Origin of the sequence: Lutibacter sp. A80, from assembly GCF_022429645.1 — a bacterium.
In the GTDB taxonomy this organism is placed as follows: domain Bacteria; phylum Bacteroidota; class Bacteroidia; order Flavobacteriales; family Flavobacteriaceae; genus Lutibacter.
This window is the reverse complement of record NZ_CP092480.1, coordinates 2,844,507-2,869,827: the sequence shown is the minus strand read 5'-3', so window position 1 is coordinate 2,869,827 and position 25,321 is coordinate 2,844,507. Positions and strand designations below refer to the sequence as shown.

The 25,321-nt window shown below is 29.9% G+C and carries 21 protein-coding genes; 8 read left to right on the top strand and 13 right to left on the bottom strand.

The features are described 5' to 3' along the window. Positions 1–31 precede the first annotated feature (31 nt). The gene (locus tag MHL31_RS11805) at positions 32–976 is read left to right on the top strand and encodes a GSCFA domain-containing protein (RefSeq protein WP_240226154.1); all 945 of its coding nucleotides are present in this window, start codon (positions 32–34) and stop codon (positions 974–976) included. A gap of 53 nt (positions 977–1,029) precedes the next feature. Here MHL31_RS11805 and MHL31_RS11800 read toward each other — a convergent pair whose 3' ends face one another. The 6 genes from MHL31_RS11800 to MHL31_RS11775 all read right to left on the bottom strand — a co-directional run bounded on the left by MHL31_RS11800 (position 1,030) and on the right by MHL31_RS11775 (position 8,574). Then, positions 1,030–1,881, bottom strand: coding sequence for an IS3 family transposase (locus MHL31_RS11800; RefSeq protein ID WP_240225904.1), 852 nt, complete (start codon positions 1,879–1,881; stop codon positions 1,030–1,032). A 14-nt stretch (positions 1,882–1,895) separates the two neighbouring features. Continuing rightward, the gene (locus tag MHL31_RS11795; protein WP_240225903.1) at positions 1,896–2,330 is read right to left on the bottom strand and encodes a hypothetical protein; all 435 of its coding nucleotides are present in this window, start codon (positions 2,328–2,330) and stop codon (positions 1,896–1,898) included. A 107-nt stretch (positions 2,331–2,437) separates the two neighbouring features. Next, positions 2,438–3,814 carry an efflux transporter outer membrane subunit gene (locus MHL31_RS11790; protein WP_240226153.1) on the bottom strand — a complete coding sequence of 459 codons (1,377 nt, stop codon included), beginning with the start codon at positions 3,812–3,814 and terminating at the stop codon, positions 2,438–2,440. 10 nt (positions 3,815–3,824) lie between these two features. Further along, positions 3,825–6,965, bottom strand: a complete 3,141-nt coding sequence (locus MHL31_RS11785; RefSeq protein ID WP_240226152.1) for an efflux RND transporter permease subunit — start codon at positions 6,963–6,965, stop codon at positions 3,825–3,827. A gap of 21 nt (positions 6,966–6,986) precedes the next feature. After that, a complete protein-coding gene (locus MHL31_RS11780; protein WP_240226151.1) occupies positions 6,987–8,063 on the bottom strand; it encodes an efflux RND transporter periplasmic adaptor subunit in 1,077 nt (358 codons plus the stop codon). After that, positions 8,047–8,574 (bottom strand): GbsR/MarR family transcriptional regulator, encoded by a 528-nt coding sequence (locus MHL31_RS11775; RefSeq protein ID WP_240226150.1) that lies wholly within the window; start codon positions 8,572–8,574, stop codon positions 8,047–8,049. Before MHL31_RS11775 ends, MHL31_RS11780 begins: the two co-directional genes overlap by 17 nt. A gap of 259 nt (positions 8,575–8,833) precedes the next feature. Here MHL31_RS11775 and MHL31_RS11770 point away from each other — a divergent pair, with 259 nt between their 5' ends. From MHL31_RS11770 to MHL31_RS11760, 3 genes are all read left to right on the top strand, one after another. After that, positions 8,834–10,750 carry a PQQ-binding-like beta-propeller repeat protein gene (locus MHL31_RS11770; protein ID WP_240226149.1) on the top strand — a complete coding sequence of 639 codons (1,917 nt, stop codon included), beginning with the start codon at positions 8,834–8,836 and terminating at the stop codon, positions 10,748–10,750. 118 nt (positions 10,751–10,868) lie between these two features. Then, entirely contained in the window at positions 10,869–12,830 is a 1,962-nt protein-coding gene (locus tag MHL31_RS11765) for a tetratricopeptide repeat protein (protein WP_240226148.1), read from the top strand. A gap of 49 nt (positions 12,831–12,879) precedes the next feature. After that, positions 12,880–13,530: a response regulator transcription factor gene (locus MHL31_RS11760; RefSeq protein WP_240228895.1), complete on the top strand. Its 651-nt coding sequence runs from the start codon at positions 12,880–12,882 to the stop codon at positions 13,528–13,530. A gap of 5 nt (positions 13,531–13,535) precedes the next feature. On the opposite strand, the gene MHL31_RS16345 is transcribed toward MHL31_RS11760, so the two are convergent. From MHL31_RS16345 to MHL31_RS11745, 4 genes are read right to left on the bottom strand one after another with little or no spacing between them, the layout of a single operon-like run. Beyond that, the gene (locus tag MHL31_RS16345; RefSeq protein WP_371824121.1) at positions 13,536–14,948 is read right to left on the bottom strand and encodes a nucleoside recognition domain-containing protein; all 1,413 of its coding nucleotides are present in this window, start codon (positions 14,946–14,948) and stop codon (positions 13,536–13,538) included. 30 nt (positions 14,949–14,978) lie between these two features. Then, positions 14,979–15,749 (bottom strand): FeoB small GTPase domain-containing protein, encoded by a 771-nt coding sequence (locus tag MHL31_RS16340; protein ID WP_371824120.1) that lies wholly within the window; start codon positions 15,747–15,749, stop codon positions 14,979–14,981. Next, the gene (locus tag MHL31_RS11750) at positions 15,730–16,770 is read right to left on the bottom strand and encodes a metal-dependent transcriptional regulator (RefSeq protein WP_240226147.1); all 1,041 of its coding nucleotides are present in this window, start codon (positions 16,768–16,770) and stop codon (positions 15,730–15,732) included. Before MHL31_RS11750 ends, MHL31_RS16340 begins: the two co-directional genes overlap by 20 nt. Positions 16,771–16,774: 4 nt before the next feature. After that, a complete protein-coding gene (locus tag MHL31_RS11745) occupies positions 16,775–17,443 on the bottom strand; it encodes a metal-dependent transcriptional regulator (RefSeq protein WP_240226146.1) in 669 nt (222 codons plus the stop codon). Between the two features lie 213 nt (positions 17,444–17,656). On the opposite strand from MHL31_RS11745, the gene MHL31_RS11740 reads away from it, so the two are divergent. After that, entirely contained in the window at positions 17,657–18,583 is a 927-nt protein-coding gene (locus MHL31_RS11740; protein WP_240226145.1) for a ketopantoate reductase family protein, read from the top strand. Positions 18,584–18,603: 20 nt separating this feature from the next. Here the strand turns inward: MHL31_RS11740 and MHL31_RS11735 are convergent, their stop codons facing one another. Beyond that, positions 18,604–19,524, bottom strand: coding sequence for a DMT family transporter (locus tag MHL31_RS11735; protein WP_240226144.1), 921 nt, complete (start codon positions 19,522–19,524; stop codon positions 18,604–18,606). An 83-nt stretch (positions 19,525–19,607) separates the two neighbouring features. Beyond that, positions 19,608–20,468, bottom strand: coding sequence for a leucine-rich repeat domain-containing protein (locus tag MHL31_RS11730; protein WP_240226143.1), 861 nt, complete (start codon positions 20,466–20,468; stop codon positions 19,608–19,610). A gap of 152 nt (positions 20,469–20,620) precedes the next feature. Here MHL31_RS11730 and MHL31_RS11725 point away from each other — a divergent pair, with 152 nt between their 5' ends. Next, positions 20,621–21,163, top strand: a complete 543-nt coding sequence (locus tag MHL31_RS11725; protein ID WP_240226142.1) for a DUF2911 domain-containing protein — start codon at positions 20,621–20,623, stop codon at positions 21,161–21,163. 53 nt (positions 21,164–21,216) lie between these two features. On the opposite strand, the gene MHL31_RS11720 is transcribed toward MHL31_RS11725, so the two are convergent. Next, on the bottom strand, positions 21,217–21,990 hold the full coding sequence (locus tag MHL31_RS11720) for a patatin-like phospholipase family protein (RefSeq protein ID WP_240226141.1): 774 nt from the start codon (positions 21,988–21,990) through the stop codon (positions 21,217–21,219). Between the two features lie 112 nt (positions 21,991–22,102). Here MHL31_RS11720 and leuS point away from each other — a divergent pair, with 112 nt between their 5' ends. Both leuS and MHL31_RS11710 read left to right on the top strand, forming a co-directional pair. After that, complete coding sequence (gene leuS, locus MHL31_RS11715; RefSeq protein ID WP_240226140.1) at positions 22,103–24,916, top strand: leucine--tRNA ligase; 2,814 nt, start codon at positions 22,103–22,105, stop codon at positions 24,914–24,916. A gap of 58 nt (positions 24,917–24,974) precedes the next feature. Then, a complete protein-coding gene (locus MHL31_RS11710) occupies positions 24,975–25,232 on the top strand; it encodes a SemiSWEET family sugar transporter (RefSeq protein WP_240226139.1) in 258 nt (85 codons plus the stop codon). Positions 25,233–25,321 lie beyond the last annotated feature (89 nt).

Here is a 25,321-nt window from a genome sequence, read left to right as displayed (position 1 = left end):
TTCTGCATGAAACTACATATACAATAAAGTTATGAATTTTAGAACCAACCTAGCACTTAAACCTGAGTATAATCAAGTAGATTATAATTCAGAAATATTGCTAATTGGTTCTTGCTTTTCAGAAAATATTAATAAAAAATTAGAGTATTATAAATTTAAAACTTTTAGCAATCCGTTTGGTATTTTATTCAATCCAAAAGCAATTGAAAATTTAATTACCAATGCTCTTAATTTAAAAACTTATACCGAAAAAGATATTTTTCAATTAAATGAACGTTGGCACTGCTTTGATGCGCATTCCGACTTAAGTAATTCAAACAAAAATGAGTTGCTTTCTAATTTAAACAATGCAATAAATAGTACTAATAAACAGTTAAAAGAAGCTTCACATTTAGTAATTACACTAGGAACTTCTTGGGTTTACAAACATATTGAAACCGAAACTTTTGTTGGAAATTGTCATAAAATACCTCAAAAAGAATTTTTAAAAAAACTGCTTTCTGTTGAAGAAATTACAGCTTTATTAAGTACTATTTGTACACTTGTACAAAGTGTAAATACTAAAATTAACATTATTTTTACGGTAAGTCCAGTAAGACATCTAAAAGATGGTTTTGTAGAAAATATGCAGAGTAAAGCACATTTATTAGCTGCAATTCATCAAATTATTGATAAACAAAAGCATTTATTCTATTTTCCTTCGTATGAAATTATGATGGACGATTTACGTGATTACCGCTTTTATAATAATGATATGCTTCATCCAAACGAAACTGCAATCACTTATATTTGGAAACAATTTCAACAAGTTTGGATTAACAATAAAACACAAACAATTCAAAAAGAGATTGATACTATTCAAAAAGGCTTGGCGCATAAACCATTTAACCCAACTTCAGAACAACATCAATTATTTTTAAAAAAACTGCAAAAAAAAATAGCTACAATAGAAAAACAATTGGCTATTAAATTTTAAAGTGTCTAGTCCTAAATAACCGATACAGATTATTAAAGGGTAAAAGTTAAAAATTAAAGCTGAATAATGACATCATTGTTCAGCTTTTTTGATTTGTATTGTTTTGGTTTAATTTTTTTTTGTGCGTGCATTTGTATTGGTGTTAGCATTTCGTTAGATAAATGAGGTCTTATATTGTTGTATATTTCTATTGCATTTTTGACCAGTTTCTTCTTTACTTTAAAATCTTGAATCTTCTGTGCTACACTAAATTCCTGTTTTAAAATTCCATTTATTCGCTCTGCAACTGCATTTTCATATGGATCATATTTTTCAGTCATACTAGGCTTAATCTCATTGTTTTCTAATAGTCTTTGATATTCATTCGAGCAATATTGCAACCCTCTATCAGAGTGATGTATTAATGGACTTTCTTTGTATTTTCTATTATTTATAGCCATTTCCAATGCCCTCAATGAACCATCCATTGATAAAGATTTTGACACATCATATCCTACAATCTTTTTAGAATAAGCATCTGTGATTAATGCCAGATACGAAGGGTTGGTTCTCGTTCCGATATATGTAATATCACTCACCCAAACTGATTCAGGCCCTTCTATATCCATTGAGCTGACAAGGTTTCTGTGCTTTCTAAATCTATGATGAGAGTCTGTAGTTATGTGGTAGCTTCTTTTAGGTATTATTAACATATGGTTAGCTTTTAGTATTCTAAACAATTTATCTCTTCCTACTTTTAATAGTGATAATTTATCCTTTAACAGAAAGTATAATTTCTTACCACCCAATCTTGGCATTAGCATCCGAATATCACGAACCAAAACGATAACTTTTTGTGCTACAGTTTGTTTATGAAGTCTTGATTTTATGGATCTATAGTAAACCTGTCTGTTTACCCCGAGCAAATCACAGGTAGAAACTAAAGTTTCTTTATATTCTTCTTTGAAGATGTTGATAAGTCGGGTGTGTAATTTTTTCTTATTTGAATATCATATTCCTTTTCTGCCATATCAACAAGCATATCGAAAATAATAACCTTTTTATCAGCACGTTCTGCTAGATGTTCAGCTCTAGCTTTCTGTTTTTCAAGGAGCTTTATTTTAGCTTCAAGCTCAAGTATTTTTTGTTCTGGAGTTTTTGACATCGTTTTTGGAACTTGGTTTTCCCAATCAAAGTTACCATATTTTTGCAACCATTTGGTTACTGTAGCGTCTCCCTGAATACCATATTTACGCTTGGCTTGGGTTTTTGTTAAAAATCCTTGTTCTACTTCTTCAACTAATTGAAGTTTAAAAGAAAGCGAGTAATCTTTTTGAGTTCGCTTTGCTGCACCTGATTTGTCTGATGTTTTCATTACACTTGTGTTTTAGTGTATCGCTATTTCAGGACGGGACAAAGACATAAAAAAAGAGGAAATTATATAAAATAACCTCCTCCTTTCTCACATTTAATCAATTATAATTAATTTTTTATACCTCCACCCAAAGCTCTATATAGTGTAATTATAGCATTCATTTGGTTGTATTTATTAGTAATATATGCAAGCTCTGTATTTAAAGCATTGTCTTTAGCAGTTAACACTTCTAAATAATTTACCATTCCATATTGCAATAACTCATCAGAATAATCAGCCGCAAGTGTTAAAGACTCTAATTGATTTTTTCTAATAGATAATTTTTCGGTTTCATTTTTATAATCTGCCAAAACATCAGAAACTTCTTTACCTGCTAATAACAACGTTTGCTTAAATTCTAAATATGCTTTTTGCTGGTTTGCTTGAGCAATTTCATAATTAGTTTTAATTTTTCTTTGATTAAAAATTGGTTGTGTTAAGCCTGTTAATACAGAAGCAAATAACGATTTTGTATTAAACCAATCTTCTAATTCAATATTTTGAAAACCACCTGAAGCACTAACCGTTAGTGAAGGATAAAAATTACTTCTAGCAATATTAGTTAGCTCAAAAGTTCTTCTAAAATTAAGCTCTGCCACAATTACATCTGGTCTATTACTTAATAATAATGCTGGCACACCTACTACAACATCTGCTGTAATATTTTGGTTATCAAATGTGTTTCTAGCTATAGCAGAAGGTGTTCTACCTAATAAAATACATAAGGTATTCTCAACAATTTTTACATTGTATTTTAAATCTTTTAAAATAATTTCAGTAGCATATTTTTGAGCTTCTGTTTGTTTAACAGATACTTCATTTACGCTTCCTGCATCTTTTAAAACCTTAATAGTTTCTATACTTTCATTACGATTAATTAATGTTTTCTCTGCAATTTTAACTTGTGCATCTAAAGCCAATAATTGATAATACGTTGAAGCAATACTAGCTACAATTTGCGTTTCAATAGCTTGCTGTACGGATACAGTTTGCAAATATGAAGCAATTGCCGCTCTTTTATTACTTCTAATTTTACCCCAAATATCGGCTTCCCAAGACAAAGCTCCAGACAATTCATATTGATTATAGTCATCGGTATCTCTATATTCTTGATGTAACCAAGATGCATTACCAGTTAAAGTTGGTATATTTCCTGTTTTACTTTGTTTCATAGATGCTTCAGCAGCTTTTAAACTTTCTAAAGCAATTTGTACATCATAATTATTAGTTAATCCTTCTTTAATGTATTGGTTTAAATAAGAATCTGTAAATAACGTATCCCAAGAAATTGAAGCTAATGAAGTGCTATCTAATACTTGTTCTGTTCTATATAAATTAGCTGTTTCAACTTCTGGACTTTTATAATCTTTTGCTACAAAGCACGACTGCAATAGTACACTTGCAATTAAAACAATAATTAATTTTGATATATTTTGTTTTTTCATTTTTATAATTTTATAAAATTTCAGGATCTTCTAATGTTGGTTTTTTTCCAATTTTTTCTTGTAAACCTTGGAAGATTACAAATAATACTGGTATTACTAAAACACCAATTAAAGTTCCTATTAACATACCTCCGGCAGCACCTGTACCAATAGATCTATTTCCTACAGCACCTACACCACCTGCTAAAGCTAATGGAAGCATTCCAAAAATAAAGGCGAAGGATGTCATAATAATTGGTCGTAAACGTGCTTTTGCACCTTGAATTGCCGACTCGTATAAAGTTAATCCGTGACGTCTTCGTTGCAATGCAAATTCAACAATTAAAATGGCATTTTTAGCTAATAAACCTATTAACATAATTAATGTTACCTGAAAATAAATATTATTTTCTAGCCCTGCTAAATTTATAAACCAAATTGCTCCGGCTACACCTACAGGCAATGAAAATAATACGGATAGTGGTAATATATAACTCTCATACTGTGCAGATAATAAGAAATAAACAAACACTAAACTTAATAAGAACACCCAAATAGATTGACCTCCTGCAAGAATTTCTTCACGAGTCATACCTGAAAATTCGTAACTATATGTTTTTGGTAAATATTCTGCAGCAACTTCATTTATTGCGTTAATTGCATCTCCAGTACTATATCCTGGATTTGATTTACCTGAAATACTTATAGATTTTAAAAGATTATATCGAGAAACAAACTCTGGCCCATAAATCCTTTTTAAACTTACAAATTGACTAATTGCAACCGATTCATTTTGACTATTTCTAACAAAAATACTATTCAACGTTTCAGGTGTAGCCCTATCTTCTGGTTTTGCTTGTACCATTACACGATATTGCTTTCCAAACTTGTTAAAATCTGTTGTATATAATCCACCATAATATCCTTGAAGTGTATTAAAAATTTCACTAACTGTTAATCCAGCGTCTTTAATTTTTTCAAGATTAATGTCTATTTCATATTGTGGGAAATTAGGGTTAAAACTTGTTATAGCATATTGAATTTCTGGTCTTGCATTTAGTGCACCTAAAAACTCGTTAGACGTTTTATTCATTGCTATCCAATCTTCTTCTCCACTACTTTGCAATTTAAATTCAAAACCATCTGCTGTTCCAAAACCCTGAACACTAGGAGGTGTAAAAAATATTAATTTAGCATCTTTAATACCTGCCGTTCTTCCAAAAAGCTCACCAACTACGGCACTTACAGATTGATTTGCTTCTGTTCTTTCACTCCAATCTTTTAATTCAATAATAGAAAAGGCATAAGATCCTCCACTTACTCCGTTTAATAAACTATACCCAACTACATTCATTCTTGCATTAATTATATCCATTGAATTTAGGATAGAATCGTAGCTGTTTACAATTTTTTGTGTTTGCTCTAATGTAGCCCCAGGAGGTAAAGAAATATCCGCCATAATTGTTCCTCTATCTTCTGTAGGAATAAAACCTGTAGGCGTAGTTCTAAATAAATAAATTGAAGTTATTACTGTTAATATTAATATTACTCCAGTTATCCATTTTCTTTTTATTAATGTTTTTAATATTCTATTATACCTTCCTTGCATAGTATCAAATCCGGTATTAAAAGCAACATCAAAACGTTCAACCAGCGTTAATTTTCCTTCTTTTTCTTTATGAGGTTTTAAAAATAAAGCACACAACGCTGGACTCAAGGTTAAGGCATTTATTGCAGAAATAATAATTGCTATCGCTAAAGTAATTGCAAACTGCTGGTAAAAAATTCCAGACGATCCTTTAATAAAAGTAACGGGAATAAACACCGCAGACATTACCAAAGTAATTGACACAATAGCTCCTGTTATCTCGCTCATTGCAGAAACTGTTGCTTTTTTAGCCGAAGTTGCACCTTGATCTAATTTAGCGTGTACAGCCTCAACAACCACAATAGCATCATCTACCACAATACCAATGGAGAGTACAATTGCAAAAAGAGTTAACATATTAATAGAATACCCAAACAGATTCATAAAGAAAAATGTACCTATCAACGCTACTGGTACAGCAATCATAGGTATTAAAGTTGATCTAAAATCTTGAAGAAATATAAATACAACAATAAACACCAATATAAATGCTTCTAAAATTGTTGAAATTACTTTTTCTATTGAAGCATCTAAAAATGTTTTAACATTAAAAGGAATCACATAATCTACCCCTTTTGGAAAATCTTTAGAAGCATCTTCTAAAATTTTCATTACTTCCTCAGTAACAACCCTTGCATTTGAACCAGAAGTTTGAAAAATTCCCCCGGCAACACCAGGATTACCCATCCCCATATTTCGCGATGTATAACTAAGCGCTCCTAATTCAATTGTGGCAACATCTTTTAATCTTAAAAATTGACCATTTCCAATAGATTTAACAATAATGTTTTCATATTCTGATGTTTCAGATAAGTGACCTTTATAACGTATTGTATATTCATAAGTTCCATCTGCATTTTCACCAAATTTACCCGGAGCTGCTTCTATATTTTGTTCATTTAAAGCTGCTTGTATATCAGATGGTACTACATTGTACATTGCCATTTTATGAGGATCAATCCATATACGCATTGAGTAATCTTTACCCCCAAAAATAGTAACTTGCCCCACACCATTTACCCTTTGTAATTTAGGGACAATATTAATTTTTGCATAATTTTGAACAAAAGTATCGTCGTATTCTTCATTGTCTGAAAACAAAGAGAAAAACAACAATGCACTTGTTTGACTTTTTATGGTAGTAACACCTGTTTGAACTACAATTGAAGGCAATTTACTTGTGGCTCTTGAAACACGATTTTGCACATTTACCGCTGCAATATCAGGATCAACACCTTGTTCAAAAAATACACTTATACTTGCAGCACCATTATTACTCGCTGTTGATGACATATATGTCATTCCCTCAACACCATTTATTTCTTCTTCTAAAGGAACAATAACACTATTTAATACTGTTTCTGCATTTGCTCCCGTATAACTTGCGCTTACTTTAACTGTAGGCGGTGCAATTTCAGGGTATTGCTCAACTGGCAAAGACTGAAGTCCTAAAACCCCTAAAATTGTTATTATTATAGATATTACAGTTGAAAGAACCGGTCTTTCAATAAAAACTTTTAACATAATCTAAGTTTTGTTGATTTATTAACTATTTTTTGGAGAAATTTCTTGTCCTTCACCTAATTTTGAAACACCTTCAACAACCACCAATTCTCCTTCATTTAAACCACTAGAAATTATATAATTTAATTCCGAAGTTCCCTTAACATTTACAATTCTAGAATTAACCTTATTATTTTCTCCAACTACAAACACATGATACTTACCTTGCACTTCAAAAACCGCAATTTGTGGTATTAAAACAATATTTTTTTCTACAAATGGAATTTTAATAGTTCCACTACCTCCACTTCTTAAAACACCATTAGGATTTGGAAAAACTGCTCTACACTCTGTACTTCCAGTTCTTTGGTTAATTAAACCACTAATAGTTTCTATTTTTCCTTTATGCTCGTATATTGAATTATCTACTAAAACAAGAGAAACCTCTGGTGTTTTATCTATTTTTTCTTGCATCGTTTGACCTGGAAATGTTCTGCTAAAATCTAAAAGTTGTTTTTCATTCATTGAAAAATAAGTTCTAACCATTTTTGTATCAGACACCGTTGTTAAAGGTTCTACAATTGCACTACTTACCAAACTTCCTTCTTTATATGGTAGACTCCCTATTACTCCATTAACAGGACTTGTAATATTTGCATAATTAATATTAGCAACAATACTACTATAAGTACTTTTAGCCTGTTCCAAATTAGCTTTAGCTGTTTCTAATTGAACTTTACTAATAATGTTTCTATCAACTAATGGAATTAAACGATCAACCTCTACTTGAGTTACATTAATTCTAGCTTTTGCTGCAGCAGCATCTTGACTTAACGATTGTGTTTCTAATTTAAATAAAAGCTGACCTTTTTTAACAGGCTGACCTTCATCTACATATATTTTTTGAATAAACCCACTTACTTTTGGTCTAATTTCTACGTTTTGTTGCCCTTCTAAATTAACTGAATATTCCTTATCTACTACAGCATCACTTATTGTTACTTTTTTTACAGCAAAAGGTATTGGACCTCTAACTTGTTGCTTTGGTTTATTCTCTTTACAACTCATAAAAAAAACAACTGACAAAGCTGTAATGGTATATTTAAATATGTTTTTCATTTTCTTCATTATTTATAATTGTTAATAGATTTTGTTTTAATTCTTTTAAATTAGTTATCATTTTACTTATAAAGACCATATGCTGTTTATTGAATTGTAAGCTCACATGATCCTCTTTATATTCATTATTAAGTTTTAACATTTTTTCCTTATAATTATATATTTTAAGATGATTATTTTTTTCGTTTTCCCATAAAGAAATTCTTTCCGTCATCCTAGTCATTATATAGTTTGAAGACAATTTAAAGTAGCGTTTTCTATCTCCACATTTTGTAAAATATGATATCCTATCCATAGATTGCAGCAAATGTAAATTTGTAGAAATTGAACTTTTACTAGCCTTTAACGCATCAACTAATTCTTCAAAAGTTGCTCCTTGAGCACCATTTAAAATTAAATAGACAATTATTCTAGATGCTAAAGGCGATAAATTATCATTACACTCAAAATGAACACCAAGCTCTTCTACTAAAGCCATTTTTTCTTTTAATAAGTCTTCTTTCTCTTTCATTATAAAAATTTCAGCAAATATAAATCATTTAGTTCGGAAACAAACGAACTAAAAAATAATAATATGTTAAAATTATGTTATAGCTTTTATTCTATATATATAAAAATACGACAAATGCCGTATTGATTACGGCACATTCAATTACTATTTTTGAAATACTAAATTCAATATCAAACACTTGAAATAAATTAGGTTTAAAATAAATGAAAACTTAAAAATTGATATCATTTGACAATACAAACTACTAAAACTTCAACTAATGAAAACAAAAAAAAACAACCTAAAAAGATTATTTCTAGTAACCTTTTTAACAATTTCAGCTATAATTTCTGCTCAAAAGGCTGAAAAACCCGATAACATCTATGATTTAGGAGCAACAATAAATGAAATGACACTTACAATTGGTGGTGTTTTAGTAGTTGCTACAAATGATGGTCTGGTAGGTATTAAACCACCTGAAAACACACCTTTATTTATTTTTAACAACTTTGGACAATTAAAACCAGAAGAAACTGAGTTTATTCCAAACTCACCATACATTGTAGTTTCACAAGGTGTCAATTCAAAATTTGCAGGTATTGCAAAAACAAAACGCGCTGTTATAGATTATATGACTGGTGCCATTATTTTTAATTCAGAAAACGATAATTGGAATCAGATTTACACTTGTAACGTAATACTTCCACAAAACAAATTAATTGTTAGCGGTATACAAAAAGAAGGTGATAAATTTGAGAAAATAACTCCTAAAGTTGCTGTGTACGATTTAAGTTCAAGAAAATTAGACTTTAGTTTCTTCTTAAGTACACCAGGTAAAGTTGGAATTTCAAAAGATTACAGTATTACAGGCACACCTCTTTTATTAAAAGATTTTATAATTGTACCAACAGCTCAAGGTTTAATTGCAAAATCTCATACAGGAAAAGATCTTTGGGATAACAACATAAAACGAATTAATTGGATGGTAGCTGATGCTACTGAAACCGAAATTTATGGTTTTGAAACTACTAGCAATGGAAAAAACACTAGAATTCATAAAATTGGAAAAAATGGAGAAGAACTTTGGAATGATGATAGAAAAGTAAAAGGAAAAGTATCTAATTTTGAAATAACACCACAAGGTATAGCGGTTGTAAGTGATAAAGATGATGGTGGCGACACTAGTGTTTTTGCTACTAAAAATGAATCTGAAATCGCTTTTTTAGATGCTGCAACTGGTGAAGATGTTTGGGAAAAAGCACCAAAAACTAAAGGTTGGGTTCAACATTTTTACATACAAGATGATGGCATTTTATTTGGCATTCAACAAGGTGGTATCAATAAAATTTCTTTTGAAGGAAAACCACTATTTAAAAAACCTTTAAAAACAGGGGAAAACATACTTACAATGGCAGAAACACCACAAGGGTTAATTTATATTACTAGTGAAGATGCCAATATAGTAGATTTAAAAACGGGTGATCAGGTTTGGAAAAAACCATTAAAATATAAAAATTCAGCTGCTGTAGCTTCAACTTTTGAAAGTTCAAAAAACAGGTTTTTAATTGCCGCAAACCAAACTGTTTTTGCAATAGATGCAAACTCTGGAGATGTTACAGAATTAGCAGCTACTAAATTTGATGAAAAAGAAGTGGCAAACACTCTTGAAATAAAAAATGACAATTTATTTTTAAGTTCTTCACAAAATATGATGTTATTAAATAGTAAAGGTGACGAAATATATCATAAATATTTTAAATCACCTGGAAAAAGTGGCTTTGTAAAAGTTTTATCTGGTGTAGTGGCAGTTGCGTCAACAGCACTTGCTATGGCACACGCAGCAAAAGCAGGTGCTAATAGATCTGCTTTTGGAAATTCAAACAATCTAGATAGTTATAATGATTATGGTAAAGAAAACAAACGTGCAGCAGATATGTTTGCATCTATTGGGGATGCCTCTTTTGCATTAATGTCGCAACGTTTTAAAGCGACTGCTGCAACAGAAAATGCACAATTTATTTTAACAAAATTAGATGCTGGTATTGGTTTGGTTAAAGTAGATAAAGAGTCGGGGAAAGTTGCTAAAGAAATACTATTAAAAGATAAAAAGCCTGAATATCAAGTAGATGATTTTGGTGGAATTTTATATTACAAAGCCAATAAAAGTACTTTATATGCGTACGATTTAAACAAATAAGGCTAAAACCTTTAAAGGCTGTTTCAATTTCCCACAAGTTGAAGCAGTCTTTTTTTATAAAAAAGTTTAGTAGTAAATGTTATTTCGTTTTTTGTATATTGCTTTAAACAAAACATTTATGAAAATAAAAATACTCTTTTGTTATTTAATTTTAATTACAACCATTGGCTATTCTCAAAATAAAAATAATAAAATATTAGATAGTTTATTACAGGTTTCAAAAACTCAAAAAGAGGTTCAATTAATTAAAACTTTGAACGATATCTCTTGGGAATTTAAAAACTCTAATATTGATAGTGCTTTTTTTTACGCTCGAAAATCATTAAAAATTTCAAAAAATTTAAATCAACAACAAGCAATAGCTTCATCGTACAATAGCTTAGCAAATTGTTTTGATGCCAAAGGAATTTTAGACAGTGCACTCACCTATCATAAAAAAAGCTTAGCCATAAAGTTAAAAATAGGTCAAACTATTGGTGCTGCAGATTCCTATAACAATATTGGAATTGCGTACGACTTAAAAGGTGATTTCGCACGTTCTTTAGAAAGCTATTTTAAAGCTTTAAAAATTTACGAAGAAGAACAAAATGTGCCTTCTAATAAACTTCCTATGGTTTTAGGAAATATTGGAATTGTATATAAAAAACAAAAAGAATACGACAAGGTTTTAAATTATTATAAAAAAGCGTTAAACATTTACGAAGAAAACAATTCTCCTTTTGGTATAGTTGTAACAAAAGGAAATATAGGTTCTGTATTATTAAGTTTAGAAAAATATAACGAATCCATTTCCTATTCTGAAGAAGCCAAAACCCTTTACAGTAAATTAGGTTATGAGCGTTATGTACCCTATATGTTAAATAATATTGCTATTGCCAAAGACAGTTTAAAATTGAGAACTGCAGCGCAACACTATTATAAAGAAGCAATTGTTCTATTTACAAAAGATCAAAATTTATACGAGTTAGCACACGCTCAAATTGGATTAGCAAAAAGTTTAGTAACTGAAAAAAAATATTCTGAAGCCATTTCGGTAGTAAATAATGCATTAAAAACAACTCAAGAAAAAGGTTTTAAAGAATTTGAAATTAAAGCCTATAAACTATTAGCCAATATTGAATCTAAATTAGGAAACCATAAACAAGCATACAATTATTATGAAGCTTATGCCGTAGGAAAAGATAGCTTATTTGTTGAAGAAAAAACAAAAACTATTTTTGAGCTAGAAACAAAATATGAAACCGAAAAAAAGGAAAAAGAAATCGCTGAACAAAAAGAAAAACTTTTAAAAAATGAATTAGAAATAAAAAACAAAAATCTAACCACCCTATTATTAGGCTCTGGCTTACTTGTGTTTACAATTATTTCGTTTGGTTTATACAAACGTCAACAACATAAAAAAAGAGAATATAAAAATAAATTAGCTTTAAAAGAAGCACAGACTTATAACAAATTGCAAGATCAACGTCTACGAATTTCTCGCGATTTACACGATAATATTGGGTCGCAATTAACCTTTATAATTTCATCTATAGATAACTTAAAATTTTTATCAGACCCAACCAATAAAAAACTACTTAACAAACTTTCTGAAATAAATAATTTTGCAAGCACCACAATTTCTGAACTTAGAGATACTATTTGGGCTATGAATACAAATAAAATTTCTTTTGATAATTTACAAGGAAGAATTTTATCTTTTATAGAAAAAGCAAAATCTGCAACAAACAATTCAATACATTTTAATATCAATATTAAAGTAACTAGTGAATTGTTATTTTCTTCAGTAAAAGGAATTAATATTTTTAGAGTAATTCAAGAAGCTATAAATAACGCCATAAAATATGCCGAAGCTTCAGAAATAACACTACAAATTTTAGAAAATGAAACTAGCATTAAATTTGAAATAACCGACAACGGTAAAGGTTTCAACATAAATACTACCCGACTTGGTAATGGGCTAGAAAATATGGAACGGAGAATTAAAGAAATTGACGGAGAAATTACAATTAACTCGCAACCTAACAATGGCACTTCAATTATAATTTCTTGTCCAAAAAATAGGACAAATGTCGTATAGTTTAAAAACTATTAATCAATTAAATTTACGTCAACAAAAACATCTATCTATGAATCTAAAAATAGCCATAGCAGAAGATAATAGCTTTTTAGCAAAAGCTGTTATAGAAAAATTATCCTTTTTTAACGATTTAGATTTTAAATTTAAAGGTGTTAACGGAGCTGAATTAATTGGAAAACTAGAAGTCAACCGAAATATTGATGTTATTTTAATGGACATTCAAATGCCTGAAATGGATGGTATTACGGCTACGGAAATAATAAAATCTAAATACCCACATATTAAAATAATTATGCTTACTGTTTTTGATGATGATGAAAACATTTTTAAAGCCATAAAAGCCGGTGCAAATGGCTATTTATTGAAAGAAATTGATGCAGAAAATTTACATAAATGTATTTTAGAAGTTATAAATGGTGGTGCACCTATGACTCCAAGCATTGCGTTAAAAACTCTAAATTTATTACGTAACCCCATTATTGTCGACACTTCAAATGAAATTGAAAAAATTAAGCTCACCAATAGAGAAACTGAAATTTTAGAGCATTTAAGCAAAGGTTTAAACTACAATGCTATTGCAGAAAACCTAATAATTTCACCCTCAACGGTTAGAAAACACATAGAAAATATTTATAAAAAACTACAAGTTCATAATAAAATGGAAGCTGTTTTAATGGCTCAAAAACATAAGCTTATATAAATAGTTTACATAAATATTCTCCATACTTGAGCTACAATAAAGCAAACTGTAAACCCTAAAATTACAGGCAAAATACTTGCAACAACAGTCCATTTTACACTTTTTGTTTCCTTATAAATAGTATAAATAGTGGTACTACATGGGTTATGTAATAAACTAAATAACATTAAATTTATGGCTGTAAGTAAAGTCCAACCACCTGCTTTTAAAATATCTCCCGTTGCTGAAACAGATTCCAATTCGAACATGACACCATTTCCACTACCTACGCCAGTAATTGAGGCTGCCATTACAGTTAACATTAGTATTGTAGGGATTACAATCTCGTTGGCAGGTATTGCAACAATATAGGCTAATAAAATTACTCCATTTAAACCTAAAAGTAATCCAAAACCATCTAAATGTAAAATTAACCAATTTGCAATATTAGAATCTCCAATAGCAACATTAGAAATTAACCAAATAACCGCTCCTGCAGGTGCTGCAAAAACACAGGCTCTCCATAAAACAATTAATGTTCTATCTATTAAAGAGGTGTAAATTGTTTTCCAAAAATGTGGTGGTCTATACGGAGGTAATTCTAATGTAAAAGAAGATACTTCACCTTTTAACATTGTTTTTGATAAAAATAAAGATACCATAAAAGTGAAAAATACACCTAACAATGCAATACTAATAACTGCTAATGTAGAGATTGCACCTGCAAAATTTTCTGGCACCAATACGCCAATAAAAATAGATGCTATTAGTATTTGAGTAGGCCACCTTCCATTACATAGCGAAAAATTATTTGTAATAATGGCTATTAATCGCTCTCTAGGACTGTCAATTATACGCGTTGCAATAACACCTGCTGCATTACAACCAAAACCCATACTCATAGTTAAAGCTTGCTTACCGTGGGCACCAGATTTTTTTAATAAATTATCTAAATTAAAAGCTACACGAGGTAAATATCCAAAATCTTCTAACAAAGTAAAAAGTGGAAAAAATATTGCCATTGGAGGTAACATTACTGCAATTACCCAAGCTAAAGCAAGGTACACCCCATCAAACAAAAACCCACTTAACCACCAAGTAAACCCTAAAGACTCACCTATACCTTTTAACCAAGGATAAATTTGCCCTATCAATAAATCTGCTAATAAACCAGAAGGATAATTAGCTCCAATTATAGTAAGCCACAAAACAACAGATAAAATAAAAATCATTATTGGAAATCCCCAAGTTTTACTTGTTACAATTTTATCCAAAGCTCTATCGAATCGAAAGCGTTTTTTACCCCCTTTTTTACGAACAGAATTTTGAGAAATAGTAGCTGCATCTGAATAAATTCCTTCGGTTAATTTATCATGAAAGCCTTCACCAATTTGCCACCTTAAATCGTTACTGATATTTAATATTTTATTCGTTTTCATAATATTGTTATACTACTTTCAAAAATTTAATTATTCAGAAATAAACTCTCCTGTTTTTACTGCTTCAATAATACGTTGATCTCCATCTAGTAATCGAAGTGCTATCCATCTACTATTTGGTAAATTTGGATATGCTTTTTCTATTTCTATACGTAATTTCTCAATAGCATTATTAATATTTTTAGGAACATTTTTAATACGGTGAGGTTTGCATTTTATTTCTCCTGTTGCAACATCATGCACTGTTTTTAATAACTCTGGTATTCCATCTTTAGATCTTGCACTGGTTGGCACCACTGGTATTCCAAGGTCACGCGCTAAAGTTCTATCATCAATTTCAATTTCTAAACGTTTAGCCTCATCCATTAAGTTTAAACATAGAACAGCTTTATCGGTTATTTCAAGTATTTGCAAGACTAGATTTAAATTACGCTCCAATCTACTTGCATCTACTACAATAATTGTTACATCTGGTTTTCCAAAAAGAATAAAATTACGCGCAACTTCCTCATCTTGAGAGGTAGAAAGTAATGAGTAGGTACCCGGAAGGTCTACTAATTTATATTTACTATCGTTATAACTATATCCTCCTTCTGCACGTGTAACTGTTTTTCCTGGCCAATTTCCTGTATGTTGTTTTAACCCAGTTAAGGCATTAAAAACAGTACTTTTTCCGGTATTCGGATTTCCTGCAAGAGCAACTATATAATCGTTATTTTCAACATTTATCCCTAATTTTTTTAGGTTTGAAGCCTGATTTAATTCACAGCCTTCACAAGCACTATTTGTTACTTTTTGCATGTTCTTGTATTTTTTCAATTAGTATAAATTTTGCCTGTTCGTTTCGTATTGCTATTGAAGTATCTCTAATTAAATAAGCTCGTGGATTTTTCATTGGACTTGTTAAATCTACTTCAATTTTTGTGTTAATAACAAAACCTAAATCTAATAGTCTTCTTCTCATTTCTCCTCTACATTCGTGAGAAATTCCTATAATTTTAGCTTGTTCACTTTCTTTTAAACTTGAAAGTCTAGAAGTGTTTTCTTCTGAAAATTCTTCTTTTTCCAACTCAGAAATTGTAATATTATTCGCTACAATTGGAGCTAAAATAAACTTTTCTCCTTCAGAATGAAACACAATTCTTTTTTCGTTATTTTCAATAATAAGAACATGTGATCCAATATGTAAATCTTCGGCTAAAATCTGCTTATAAATTATTTCAGGCTCATCTTCTATATGAATAATTCGTCCAATTGTTCCTTCTGAAAAATTTGGAAGCGGCTGTCCATTAATTGGCTCTATTTCACCTGTTTCTGTAGGAATTGGATCTCCATGTGGATCAAATCTAGGATTTCCTAAATCTGTTGCCAACTCTTTAGTTTGCGTTTGATCTAATTCATGTTCCATTTTTTCGGCTATCCCGTGCCAATCTTTTTTAGCGAAACCTGTTTTTTCAGATAGATATTTTTCCCATAATCTATGAACTCTTATTATTCTAAGCGCATAATCCATCCCCAACTCAGTAAGTTTTATATCGCCATTTTCAAAACTTATCAATCCTTTTTCTTCCATTTCGGCAATAATTTCTATTACTTTTTTTGGATTGGCATCTAAAGCACTAATAATATCATTACTATTTAAGGTATTACCATTGTCTTCTGCATGGTATAATTTTTTTAAAATATCTTCAATTAACACCTTAGAATCTCTTTTAAAACTTCTAAGAAGCCTCCAATAAAAACCGGTTTTAGGATAAAATAGAACTACAAGAATTGCAATTATTAATACAAATACAATTAAAGAAATTACTGGGTTTGCCATAACATTATTTTATAGTTACAAATATATTTGCACATATTTTTTTAGAAAGTGTTAAAAAATCTCCTGAATGTAACTTAATAGTTACAGATTCATCAAAATCAAATTTATCTACTATTGTTAATTCAGTACCTATTGCTAAAAAATGTTTGTCTAAAAATTGTAAAAAAGATTTTGAATTATCTTTTACATTCGCAATTGTATACAAAACATTATTTTTAGCAGCACTTAACAATTCTGTTTTTCTTAAATGAATTTTTCCATCTTTATCTGGAATTGGATCTCCATGCGGATCGTGACTTGGAAATTCTAAAAATTGCTCTAATTTATCAATCAATGTTTCCGACCGAACGTGTTCCAGTTGCTCGGCTAAATCGTGCACCTCATCCCAAGCATAATTTAAATTGTTTACCAAAAACACTTCCCACAAACGATGTTTTCTCACAATTTTTACCGCAATATCTCTCCCTTCAGCAGTTAAGTTTGCTCCTTGATATTTTTTATAATTTATTAACTTTTTATCCGATAATTTTTTAATCATATCGGTAACAGATGAAGCTTTGGTTGACAATTTTTTGGCTATATCATTAGTACTTGCTCTTTTATTTTTTTCAAAACTTAAACTATAAATAGCTTTTAGGTAATTTTCTTCAGTTTGCGATAAAGAATTTTTCATAGCACAAATCTACAATTTTTATTTTTATAAATAAAAATTTAGACTAGCCAAAAAATATTTAATAATTAGTATGTTATTAGCAATTTACAAACTAATTAACACTGCAAAAGCAACCTATATTTTGTTTATAAATAGCATTTTTAAGAATATTTTTTAAAATTTAAATTACACGCTTTGTAATAAACATGTACTTTTGAACTTAAAATTTAAAATATGAATATCATAATTTATGGAACGGGTGGCGTTGGAGGATACTTTGGAGCTCGTTTAGCACAAGCAGGAAATAATGTAACATTTATAGCTAGAGGTAAACATTTAGAAACAATTAAAAAAAATGGATTACAGCTTAAAAGTATTGATGGAAATTATTTAGTAAAACCAGCAAATGCAACTACAGATATTTCTGAAGTAAAGGATATTGACTTAATATTAATTTCGGTAAAAACCTGGCAACTTAAAGAAGTTGCTGAAACAATTAAACCTGTTTTAAATGAAAACACATTGGTAATTTCACTATTAAATGGTTGTAACAATCATGAGGTTTTATCTGAAGTTATTGATAAAAAACACGTATTAGGTGGTTTATGTAAAATAGTAAGTTTTGTTGAAGATTACGGTATAATTAACCATGTAGCGTATAAACCAACAATAGTTTTTGGCGAGTTAAATAATGAAAAAACTAAAAGAGTTTTAAAGCTAGAAGAAACACTTAATAATGCCTCTATTACAAATAAATTGGCAGAAGATATACAAAAAGAAATTTGGACAAAATATTTATTTATAACAACTTTTAGTGCTTTGGGAGCATTAACACGGTCTACACTTGGAGAAATGCTAGCCTTACCATATATTAAAAATATGATGTTAAAAACTGCCGAAGAAATTTTTAGAATAGCTAAAGCAAAAGGTGTTAATTTACCGAGTAATATTATAGATAAACAAATAGAAACACTAGAATCTTTACCTTTTGAAACCACTGCATCTTTACAACGCGATATTATGGAAGGGAAACCTTCGGAATTAGAAGCCCAAAACGGAACTGTTGTTCGTTTAGGTAAAGAATTAGGTATTCCAACACCTATAAATGAATTGATTTATTACGAACTACTTCCTCAAGAAAAAAGAGCAAGAAATATTTAAATCAATTATTTTTTAACAGATTAAAGTCGTTTAAAACTCAAAGATTTTTTTCTACTAATTAAATAAACACCGGTAATTACTAAAATACAACTCAATATTTTAACCATACTAATATCTTGAGCATAAATAGTATTATCAAAAAAATAGGCAAGTACACTAACCATTGTAAAACTTACAACTGGTTGTAAATAAATATAACTCCCATTTACAGATGGCGAAACATAATTTAGGGCATATATATTAAATAAATATGTTAAAAAAGTAGTACCAATAACTACATAAGCTATTGCTAAATAAGCTCCTGTTGTAAAAGTACTAAAATCTGTAGTTGACAAATCACCAATTCCAAAAGGAATTGTAAAAACAAGTCCAAACATAAAAATCCAACTAATTACTGTTAGCGCTTTATATTTTTTCATTAAAGGTTTTACTAAAACCAAATACAAACCATAAGAGGTAGCATTAAAAAATACAAATAAATTACCGATAACAGAACTGGTTCCTTCCCCAGTTTTTCCATATAAAATTAGAATTACAGCCCCTATTCCACCAATAAAAATACCTATATATTTATTTCTCGTTATTTTCTCCTTTAAAATTAATGCACTTAAAATTAAAACAATTACAGGAGTACTTGTCATAATTATTGAAGCATCAATTGGAGAAGTTAAACTCAATCCATAAAAAAAGAAAAGCATATTAGCAGACACTCCAAAAAGCCCACAAAAAGCAAGTAGTAGTACATCTTTTTTTTCAATCTTTTCTTTTACAAACAATTTTACTACCCAAAATAGCAGTCCTGCACCTGCTACTCTTAATAAAACTAATGCAGAAGGTTGTAAATAATTAGGCATTAAACCTTTCGCTATTAGAAAGTTCCCTCCATAGATTGTATTAGCCCCAAGTAATGCTAAATGCGCTTTGTAATTTTTATTTTTCAAATTAAAATTTATAAAATTTTAAAGTTTCAAAACTACAATAATTTAGCTGCACAGTAAACCTTATATTAATTTTAAAGAAAAATTTATTCCTTTATAAATTGCTTAGTAATACTACCAATATCTGTTGTAAGTTTTACCAAATACAAACCTGTAGGCAACGCTGAAAAATCTATAGTTTTTTCGGAAGTATTAAAAATATGTTTTCCATGCATTGTATAAATACCTATATTTTCTAACTGATAAGCTTCGTTTTGCTTAATAAACAAGGTGTTTTGTATTGGGTTTGGATACATACTAAAAGCAGCCTCTAAAATATAATTATTAATGCTTAATGTACCTCCTGCAATGGTACCAAAAGCCGACCATTGAGCAGCAGTAGCATAAACTGTTTCACTACCTAAAGGTACTGTTAAAGTTGCTGAACTAACAGGCACATTGTTAAATACAAATACCCCTAAAGAAATACTTGACGGGTTAGAAACAGCTACACTTACACTGGTTAAGCTAGTACAATTATTAAATGTGTAATTCCCTATAGTTAAAATTGAACTTCCAATACTTACACTAGCTAAGCCTGTGCAATTATTAAATGCATTATCCTCTATAGTAGTTACTGAATTTGGAATACTTACATTTGTTAAACTTGTACAATTATGAAATGCTTCAGCTCCAATAACTATAACTGAATTTGGAATAGTTACACTTGTTAAACCTGTACATTGATAAAATGCTTGAGTAGCTATTGAAGTTACATTATATGTAATCCCTAAATGCGTTACTGTATCTGGTATATTTATAACTCCAGAATATACCGGAGAATTTTTAACAACCTCTACAGTAGATCCAGAAGTAATATTATATTTAATTCCAACCTCTTCAAATTCCTGAGCAATTACAACATTTAGGCTTAAAATAGTAAGTATTAAAAGTAGTTTTTGTTTCAAAAAATATGCTTTTACAATTAGCTCAAATGTATAAAGTTATCTATAAATGTTTTAAATAGGAATCTATTTATAAACAAAAAACAAGATTTTTTGTATGAAATTCACTTTTTTTTAGACAAACAGTAAAATTATATAATCTAAAAAGTATCAAAATGAAAAAAAACGTATTATTTATAGCAGTTATAACAATTGCTTTCTTGTTTACTAACGAAATGTCTGCTCAAAAATTTGCCGATTTAGATAAAAGTCCAATGGATGCTGCAGCGTACCCTGTAAGCTATAAAGAATCTAATAAATTAGTGAAAGTAACTTACAGTAGACCTCAACTAAAAGGAAGAACTGTTGAAAAATTAGCACCGAGTAATAAAGTATGGAGAACTGGTGCTAACGAAGCTACAGAAATCACTTTTTATGCAGATGTTGTATTTGGTGGAACACCAGTAAAAGCAGGAACATATACCTTGTTTACAATACCAAATAAAGACGAATGGACAGTAATTTTAAGTACTGCTAAAAACGTTTGGGGATCTTATTTTTATAAAGAAAGTGAAGACGTAGTAAGAGTTAAGGGAACAGTTTCTGAATCTAAAGAATCAATAGAAGCATTTTCAATTGCTTTTGATGGAAAAGATGATGCTATTAACATGTTTTTAGGCTTTGGAAATACCCTAGTAACAGTACCTATTAAAAAATAAATTTATTCTTTTTTTGTTTAAAATTAAGGGCTTATAGTAACTGCTATGAGCCTTTAATAATTAACAGCTTTTAAAATACGCTCTATTTCATTTTGAGCATTGTCATACCCAATTTTATATGCTTTATCAATTCCATCAGCATCTAAAACACCTACTTCATCTATATTTCTAGGAGAAAACACATAATTACACTCTGAAAACTTTTTAATATTACTAGCATCTAAACCAATATGGTAAACCCGATACATTAATTTTAAAGAAGAATTTATCTCAGTTTTCGCAATTTCTTCAATAGGATTAACAAAACTTCCTAAAATTTTAGAACAGGATGCTTTTAAGGGCTCTATTGGAAAATTATTTAAAACTCCTCCGTCTGAATATAAACTCCCGTTCACTTCAATTGGTGAAAACACAGGTGGCAATGCACAAGAAGCAATTAAAGGTTTTATAAGCTGTCCTTTGTTAAAATAATCTAACTGACCATTTAATAAATTAGTAGCTGTAACAGTTAGTGGAATTTTTAAACTTTCAAATGTATCTTCAGAAAAATATCTTTTAAAAAATTCGATATATTTCTCACTATCCATAATACCTGGCTTATTTAAAGCATATAAAGATAGCTTTAGTAAAGGTGTTTCTTTAAAAAAAGCCAACATCTCTTGAGTATTATAACCCGCCGCATAGAGTGCACAAACCAAAGCTCCAGCACTAGTACCTGACACTTTTGTTGGTATAATATTATTCTCAAGTAATACTTGTAAAAAGCCAACATGTGCAATACCCCGAACTCCTCCACCAGACAGCACTAACCCGATTTCACTATTCATAATTACTTAAAATTAAATTAGTACAAATTAATAAATTACATCCTATAAAAATACACTTTATAATTCTATTTATAAAACGTAACTTTGCACTTTTAAAAATGGAATAATTAGGATGGAATACAATTTTAGAGAAATTGAAGCTAACTGGCAACAATATTGGGCAGAAAATGAAACTTTTAAAGCCGTAAACAAATCAGAAAAACCTAAATTTTACGTACTGGATATGTTCCCGTATCCTTCTGGCGCAGGTTTACATGTTGGACATCCATTGGGATATATAGCTTCCGATATTTATGCACGCTACAAACGCCATAAAGGTTTTAATGTGTTACATCCACAAGGTTACGATTCTTTTGGATTACCAGCAGAACAATATGCTATTCAAACAGGGCAACACCCAGCAATTACAACTGCAGCAAATATTAAAACATACAGAAAACAATTAGATAAAATTGGCTTTTCTTTTGACTGGTCTCGTGAAGTAAGAACCTCAGATCCTAGTTATTACAAATGGACGCAATGGATTTTTACGCAATTATTTAATTCTTGGTATAATAAAACAAGTGATAAAGCTGAAGCTATTGAAACCTTAATTTCAATTTTTGAAACCGAAGGAAATTCAACTGTAAAAGCAGCTTGCGATGCTGAAATAACAACTTTTACTGCTGAAGATTGGAAAAATTATTCTGAAGAAGAAAAACAAAATATTTTATTAAAATACCGATTAACATTTTTGTCTGAAACAGAAGTAAACTGGTGTCCTGCCTTAGGAACAGTTTTAGCTAATGACGAGATAGTAAATGGAGTTTCAGAACGTGGTGGACATACCGTAGTAAGGAAAAAAATGATGCAATGGAGTATGCGAATTACAGCATACGCACAACGCCTATTAGATGGTTTAAATAAACTTGATTGGCCACAACCATTAAAAGATTCTCAAACTTATTGGATAGGTCGTTCAGAAGGTGCAATGGTTTCTTTTAAAGTTGATGGTTTCGAAGATAAAATTGATGTGTTTACAACTCGTCCTGACACTATTTTTGGAGTAAGTTTTATGACATTAGCTCCAGAACACGAATTGGTTTCAAAAATTACCACTGCAGAACAAAAAGAGGCTGTAGATGCTTACATAAAAGCTACTGCAAAACGTAGCGAACTTGATAGAATGGCCGATGTAAAAACCATTTCTGGTGTATTTACTGGTGCTTACGCCTTACATCCATTTACAGGTGAAAAAGTGCAAATTTGGATTGGAGATTACGTATTAGCAAGCTATGGAACTGGTGCTGTTATGGCTGTTCCTTGTGGAGATGAACGCGATTATGCTTTTGCTAAACATTTTAATATTGAAATACCAAATATTTTTGAAGGTGTAGATATTTCTGAAGAAGCATGTGCAACTAAAGAAGGTGTTAAACTTGCTAATTCAGACTTTTTAAATGGCTTATCATATAAAAAAGCCATGAAACGTATTATTTATGAAATTGAACAAAAAGGTTTTGGTTATGGTAAAATAAATTACCGTTTACGAGATGCTGTTTTTAGCCGTCAACGTTATTGGGGAGAACCTTTTCCTGTATATTACAAAAACGGCTTACCTCAAATGATTGACAAAGCTCATTTGCCAATTGTACTACCTGAAGTAGAAAAATATTTACCTACAGAAGACGGAAAACCACCATTAGGAAACGCTACAATTTGGTCTTGGGACACTGTTAAAAACGAAGTTGTTTCAAATAGTTTAGTTGATAATAAAACTGTTTTCCCTCTAGAATTAAATACTATGCCTGGTTGGGCAGGAAGTTCACAATATTTTAATCGTTATATGGATTCTCAAAATAACGAGGAAATGTTTTCAGAAAATGCAATTAACTATTGGCAAGATGTAGATTTATACATTGGTGGTAGCGAACACGCAACCGGACATTTATTATATGCGCGTTTTTGGCAAAAATTTATGTTCGATAGAGGTTTTATTCCAACAGATGAGTTTGCAAAAAAACTAATCAATCAAGGAATGATTACTGGAACAAGTGCTTTTGTTTATAGAGTTGAAGGTGAAAATAAATTTGTTTCAAAAGGACTAAAAAAAGATTTTAAAACACAAGCAATACATTCAGATGTTTCTTTTGTAAATGGTTCAGATGAATTAGATGTAGAAGCCTTTAAAAATTGGAGAGAAGAATTTAAAGATGCAGAATTTGTTTTAGAAGATGGCAAATATATTGTTGGTCGTGAGGTGGAGAAAATGTCGAAATCTAAATACAATGTTGTAAATCCAGATGAAATTTGTGAAGAATACGGTGCAGACAGTTTACGTTTATTCGAAATGTTTTTAGGCCCATTAGAACAATCTAAACCTTGGAAAACTTCAGGAATTTCTGGTGTATACAATTTCTTAAAAAAACTATGGAAATTATACATTGTTAATAATGAATTTTCAGTTTCAGATGAAGCTCCAACAAAAGAAGAGCTAAAAACATTACATAAAACCATTAAAAAAGTAGAAGAAGATATTGCTAATTTCTCTTTTAATACCTCTGTTTCAACTTTTATGATTGCTGTAAACGAATTAACAGCATTAAAATGTAATAAACGTGCAATTTTAGAACCTTTAGCAGTTATTATTGAGCCATATGCACCACATATTGCTGAAGAATTATGGAATAAACTAGGACATACAACTTCTATTTCAACTGCTGATTTCCCAGTATTTGAAGCCAAACACTTAGTTGAAAGCAATAAAAAATACCCAATTTCATTTAATGGAAAAATGCGTTTTACAATGGAGCTACCATTAGATATGTCTAAAGACGAAATTGAAAAAGCGGTACTTGCTCACGAAAAAACACAAGCACAATTACAAGGTAGAACACCTAAAAAAGTAATTGTTGTACCAGGTAAAATTGTAAATATTGTTGGATAAAAATTAAATACATAACCCTGAACTTGTTTCAGGGTTTTATGTAATTAAAATACCTTTTATGATAAATACTTACGAGATTATTAGTCTTATTGCTGCTGCTTTAACCACAACTTCTTTTATACCACAAGTAGTTAAAGCTTGGAAAACTAAATCTACAGAAAGCTTATCATTACCTATGTTTATTATCTTTTTTGTGGGTATAATACTATGGTTAATATACGGTATTCATTTAAATAGTTTAGCTATGATTCTTTCAAATATTATCACCGGAATTTTAGCTTTATTATTAATTATTTTAAAACTTAAATATAAATAACTTTCTTGGTACATTTATTGTTGCAAGGCTACAACAACAATTTAATTGTAAAAACACTTATATTAGTTGATAATATTAATCAGTATATT

Bases quoted from the DNA above. Each gene is read 5' to 3' on its own strand.
- MHL31_RS11805 (WP_240226154.1), top strand. From the start codon at position 32: ATGAATTTTAGAACCAACCTAGCACTTAAACCTGAGTATAATCAAGTA.
- MHL31_RS11795 (WP_240225903.1), bottom strand. From the start codon at position 2,330: ATGAAAACATCAGACAAATCAGGTGCAGCAAAGCGAACTCAAAAAGAT.
- MHL31_RS11790 (WP_240226153.1), bottom strand. From the start codon at position 3,814: ATGAAAAAACAAAATATATCAAAATTAATTATTGTTTTAATTGCAAGT.
- MHL31_RS11785 (WP_240226152.1), bottom strand. From the start codon at position 6,965: ATGTTAAAAGTTTTTATTGAAAGACCGGTTCTTTCAACTGTAATATCT.
- MHL31_RS11780 (WP_240226151.1), bottom strand. From the start codon at position 8,063: ATGAAAAACATATTTAAATATACCATTACAGCTTTGTCAGTTGTTTTT.
- MHL31_RS11775 (WP_240226150.1), bottom strand. From the start codon at position 8,574: ATGAAAGAGAAAGAAGACTTATTAAAAGAAAAAATGGCTTTAGTAGAA.
- MHL31_RS11770 (WP_240226149.1), top strand. From the start codon at position 8,834: ATGAAAACAAAAAAAAACAACCTAAAAAGATTATTTCTAGTAACCTTT.
- MHL31_RS11765 (WP_240226148.1), top strand. From the start codon at position 10,869: ATGAAAATAAAAATACTCTTTTGTTATTTAATTTTAATTACAACCATT.
- MHL31_RS11760 (WP_240228895.1), top strand. From the start codon at position 12,880: ATGAATCTAAAAATAGCCATAGCAGAAGATAATAGCTTTTTAGCAAAA.
- MHL31_RS16345 (WP_371824121.1), bottom strand. From the start codon at position 14,948: ATGAAAACGAATAAAATATTAAATATCAGTAACGATTTAAGGTGGCAA.
- MHL31_RS16340 (WP_371824120.1), bottom strand. From the start codon at position 15,749: ATGCAAAAAGTAACAAATAGTGCTTGTGAAGGCTGTGAATTAAATCAG.
- MHL31_RS11750 (WP_240226147.1), bottom strand. From the start codon at position 16,770: ATGGCAAACCCAGTAATTTCTTTAATTGTATTTGTATTAATAATTGCA.
- MHL31_RS11745 (WP_240226146.1), bottom strand. From the start codon at position 17,443: ATGAAAAATTCTTTATCGCAAACTGAAGAAAATTACCTAAAAGCTATT.
- MHL31_RS11740 (WP_240226145.1), top strand. From the start codon at position 17,657: ATGAATATCATAATTTATGGAACGGGTGGCGTTGGAGGATACTTTGGA.
- MHL31_RS11725 (WP_240226142.1), top strand. From the start codon at position 20,621: ATGAAAAAAAACGTATTATTTATAGCAGTTATAACAATTGCTTTCTTG.
- MHL31_RS11720 (WP_240226141.1), bottom strand. From the start codon at position 21,990: ATGAATAGTGAAATCGGGTTAGTGCTGTCTGGTGGAGGAGTTCGGGGT.
- leuS (WP_240226140.1), top strand. From the start codon at position 22,103: ATGGAATACAATTTTAGAGAAATTGAAGCTAACTGGCAACAATATTGG.
- MHL31_RS11710 (WP_240226139.1), top strand. From the start codon at position 24,975: ATGATAAATACTTACGAGATTATTAGTCTTATTGCTGCTGCTTTAACC.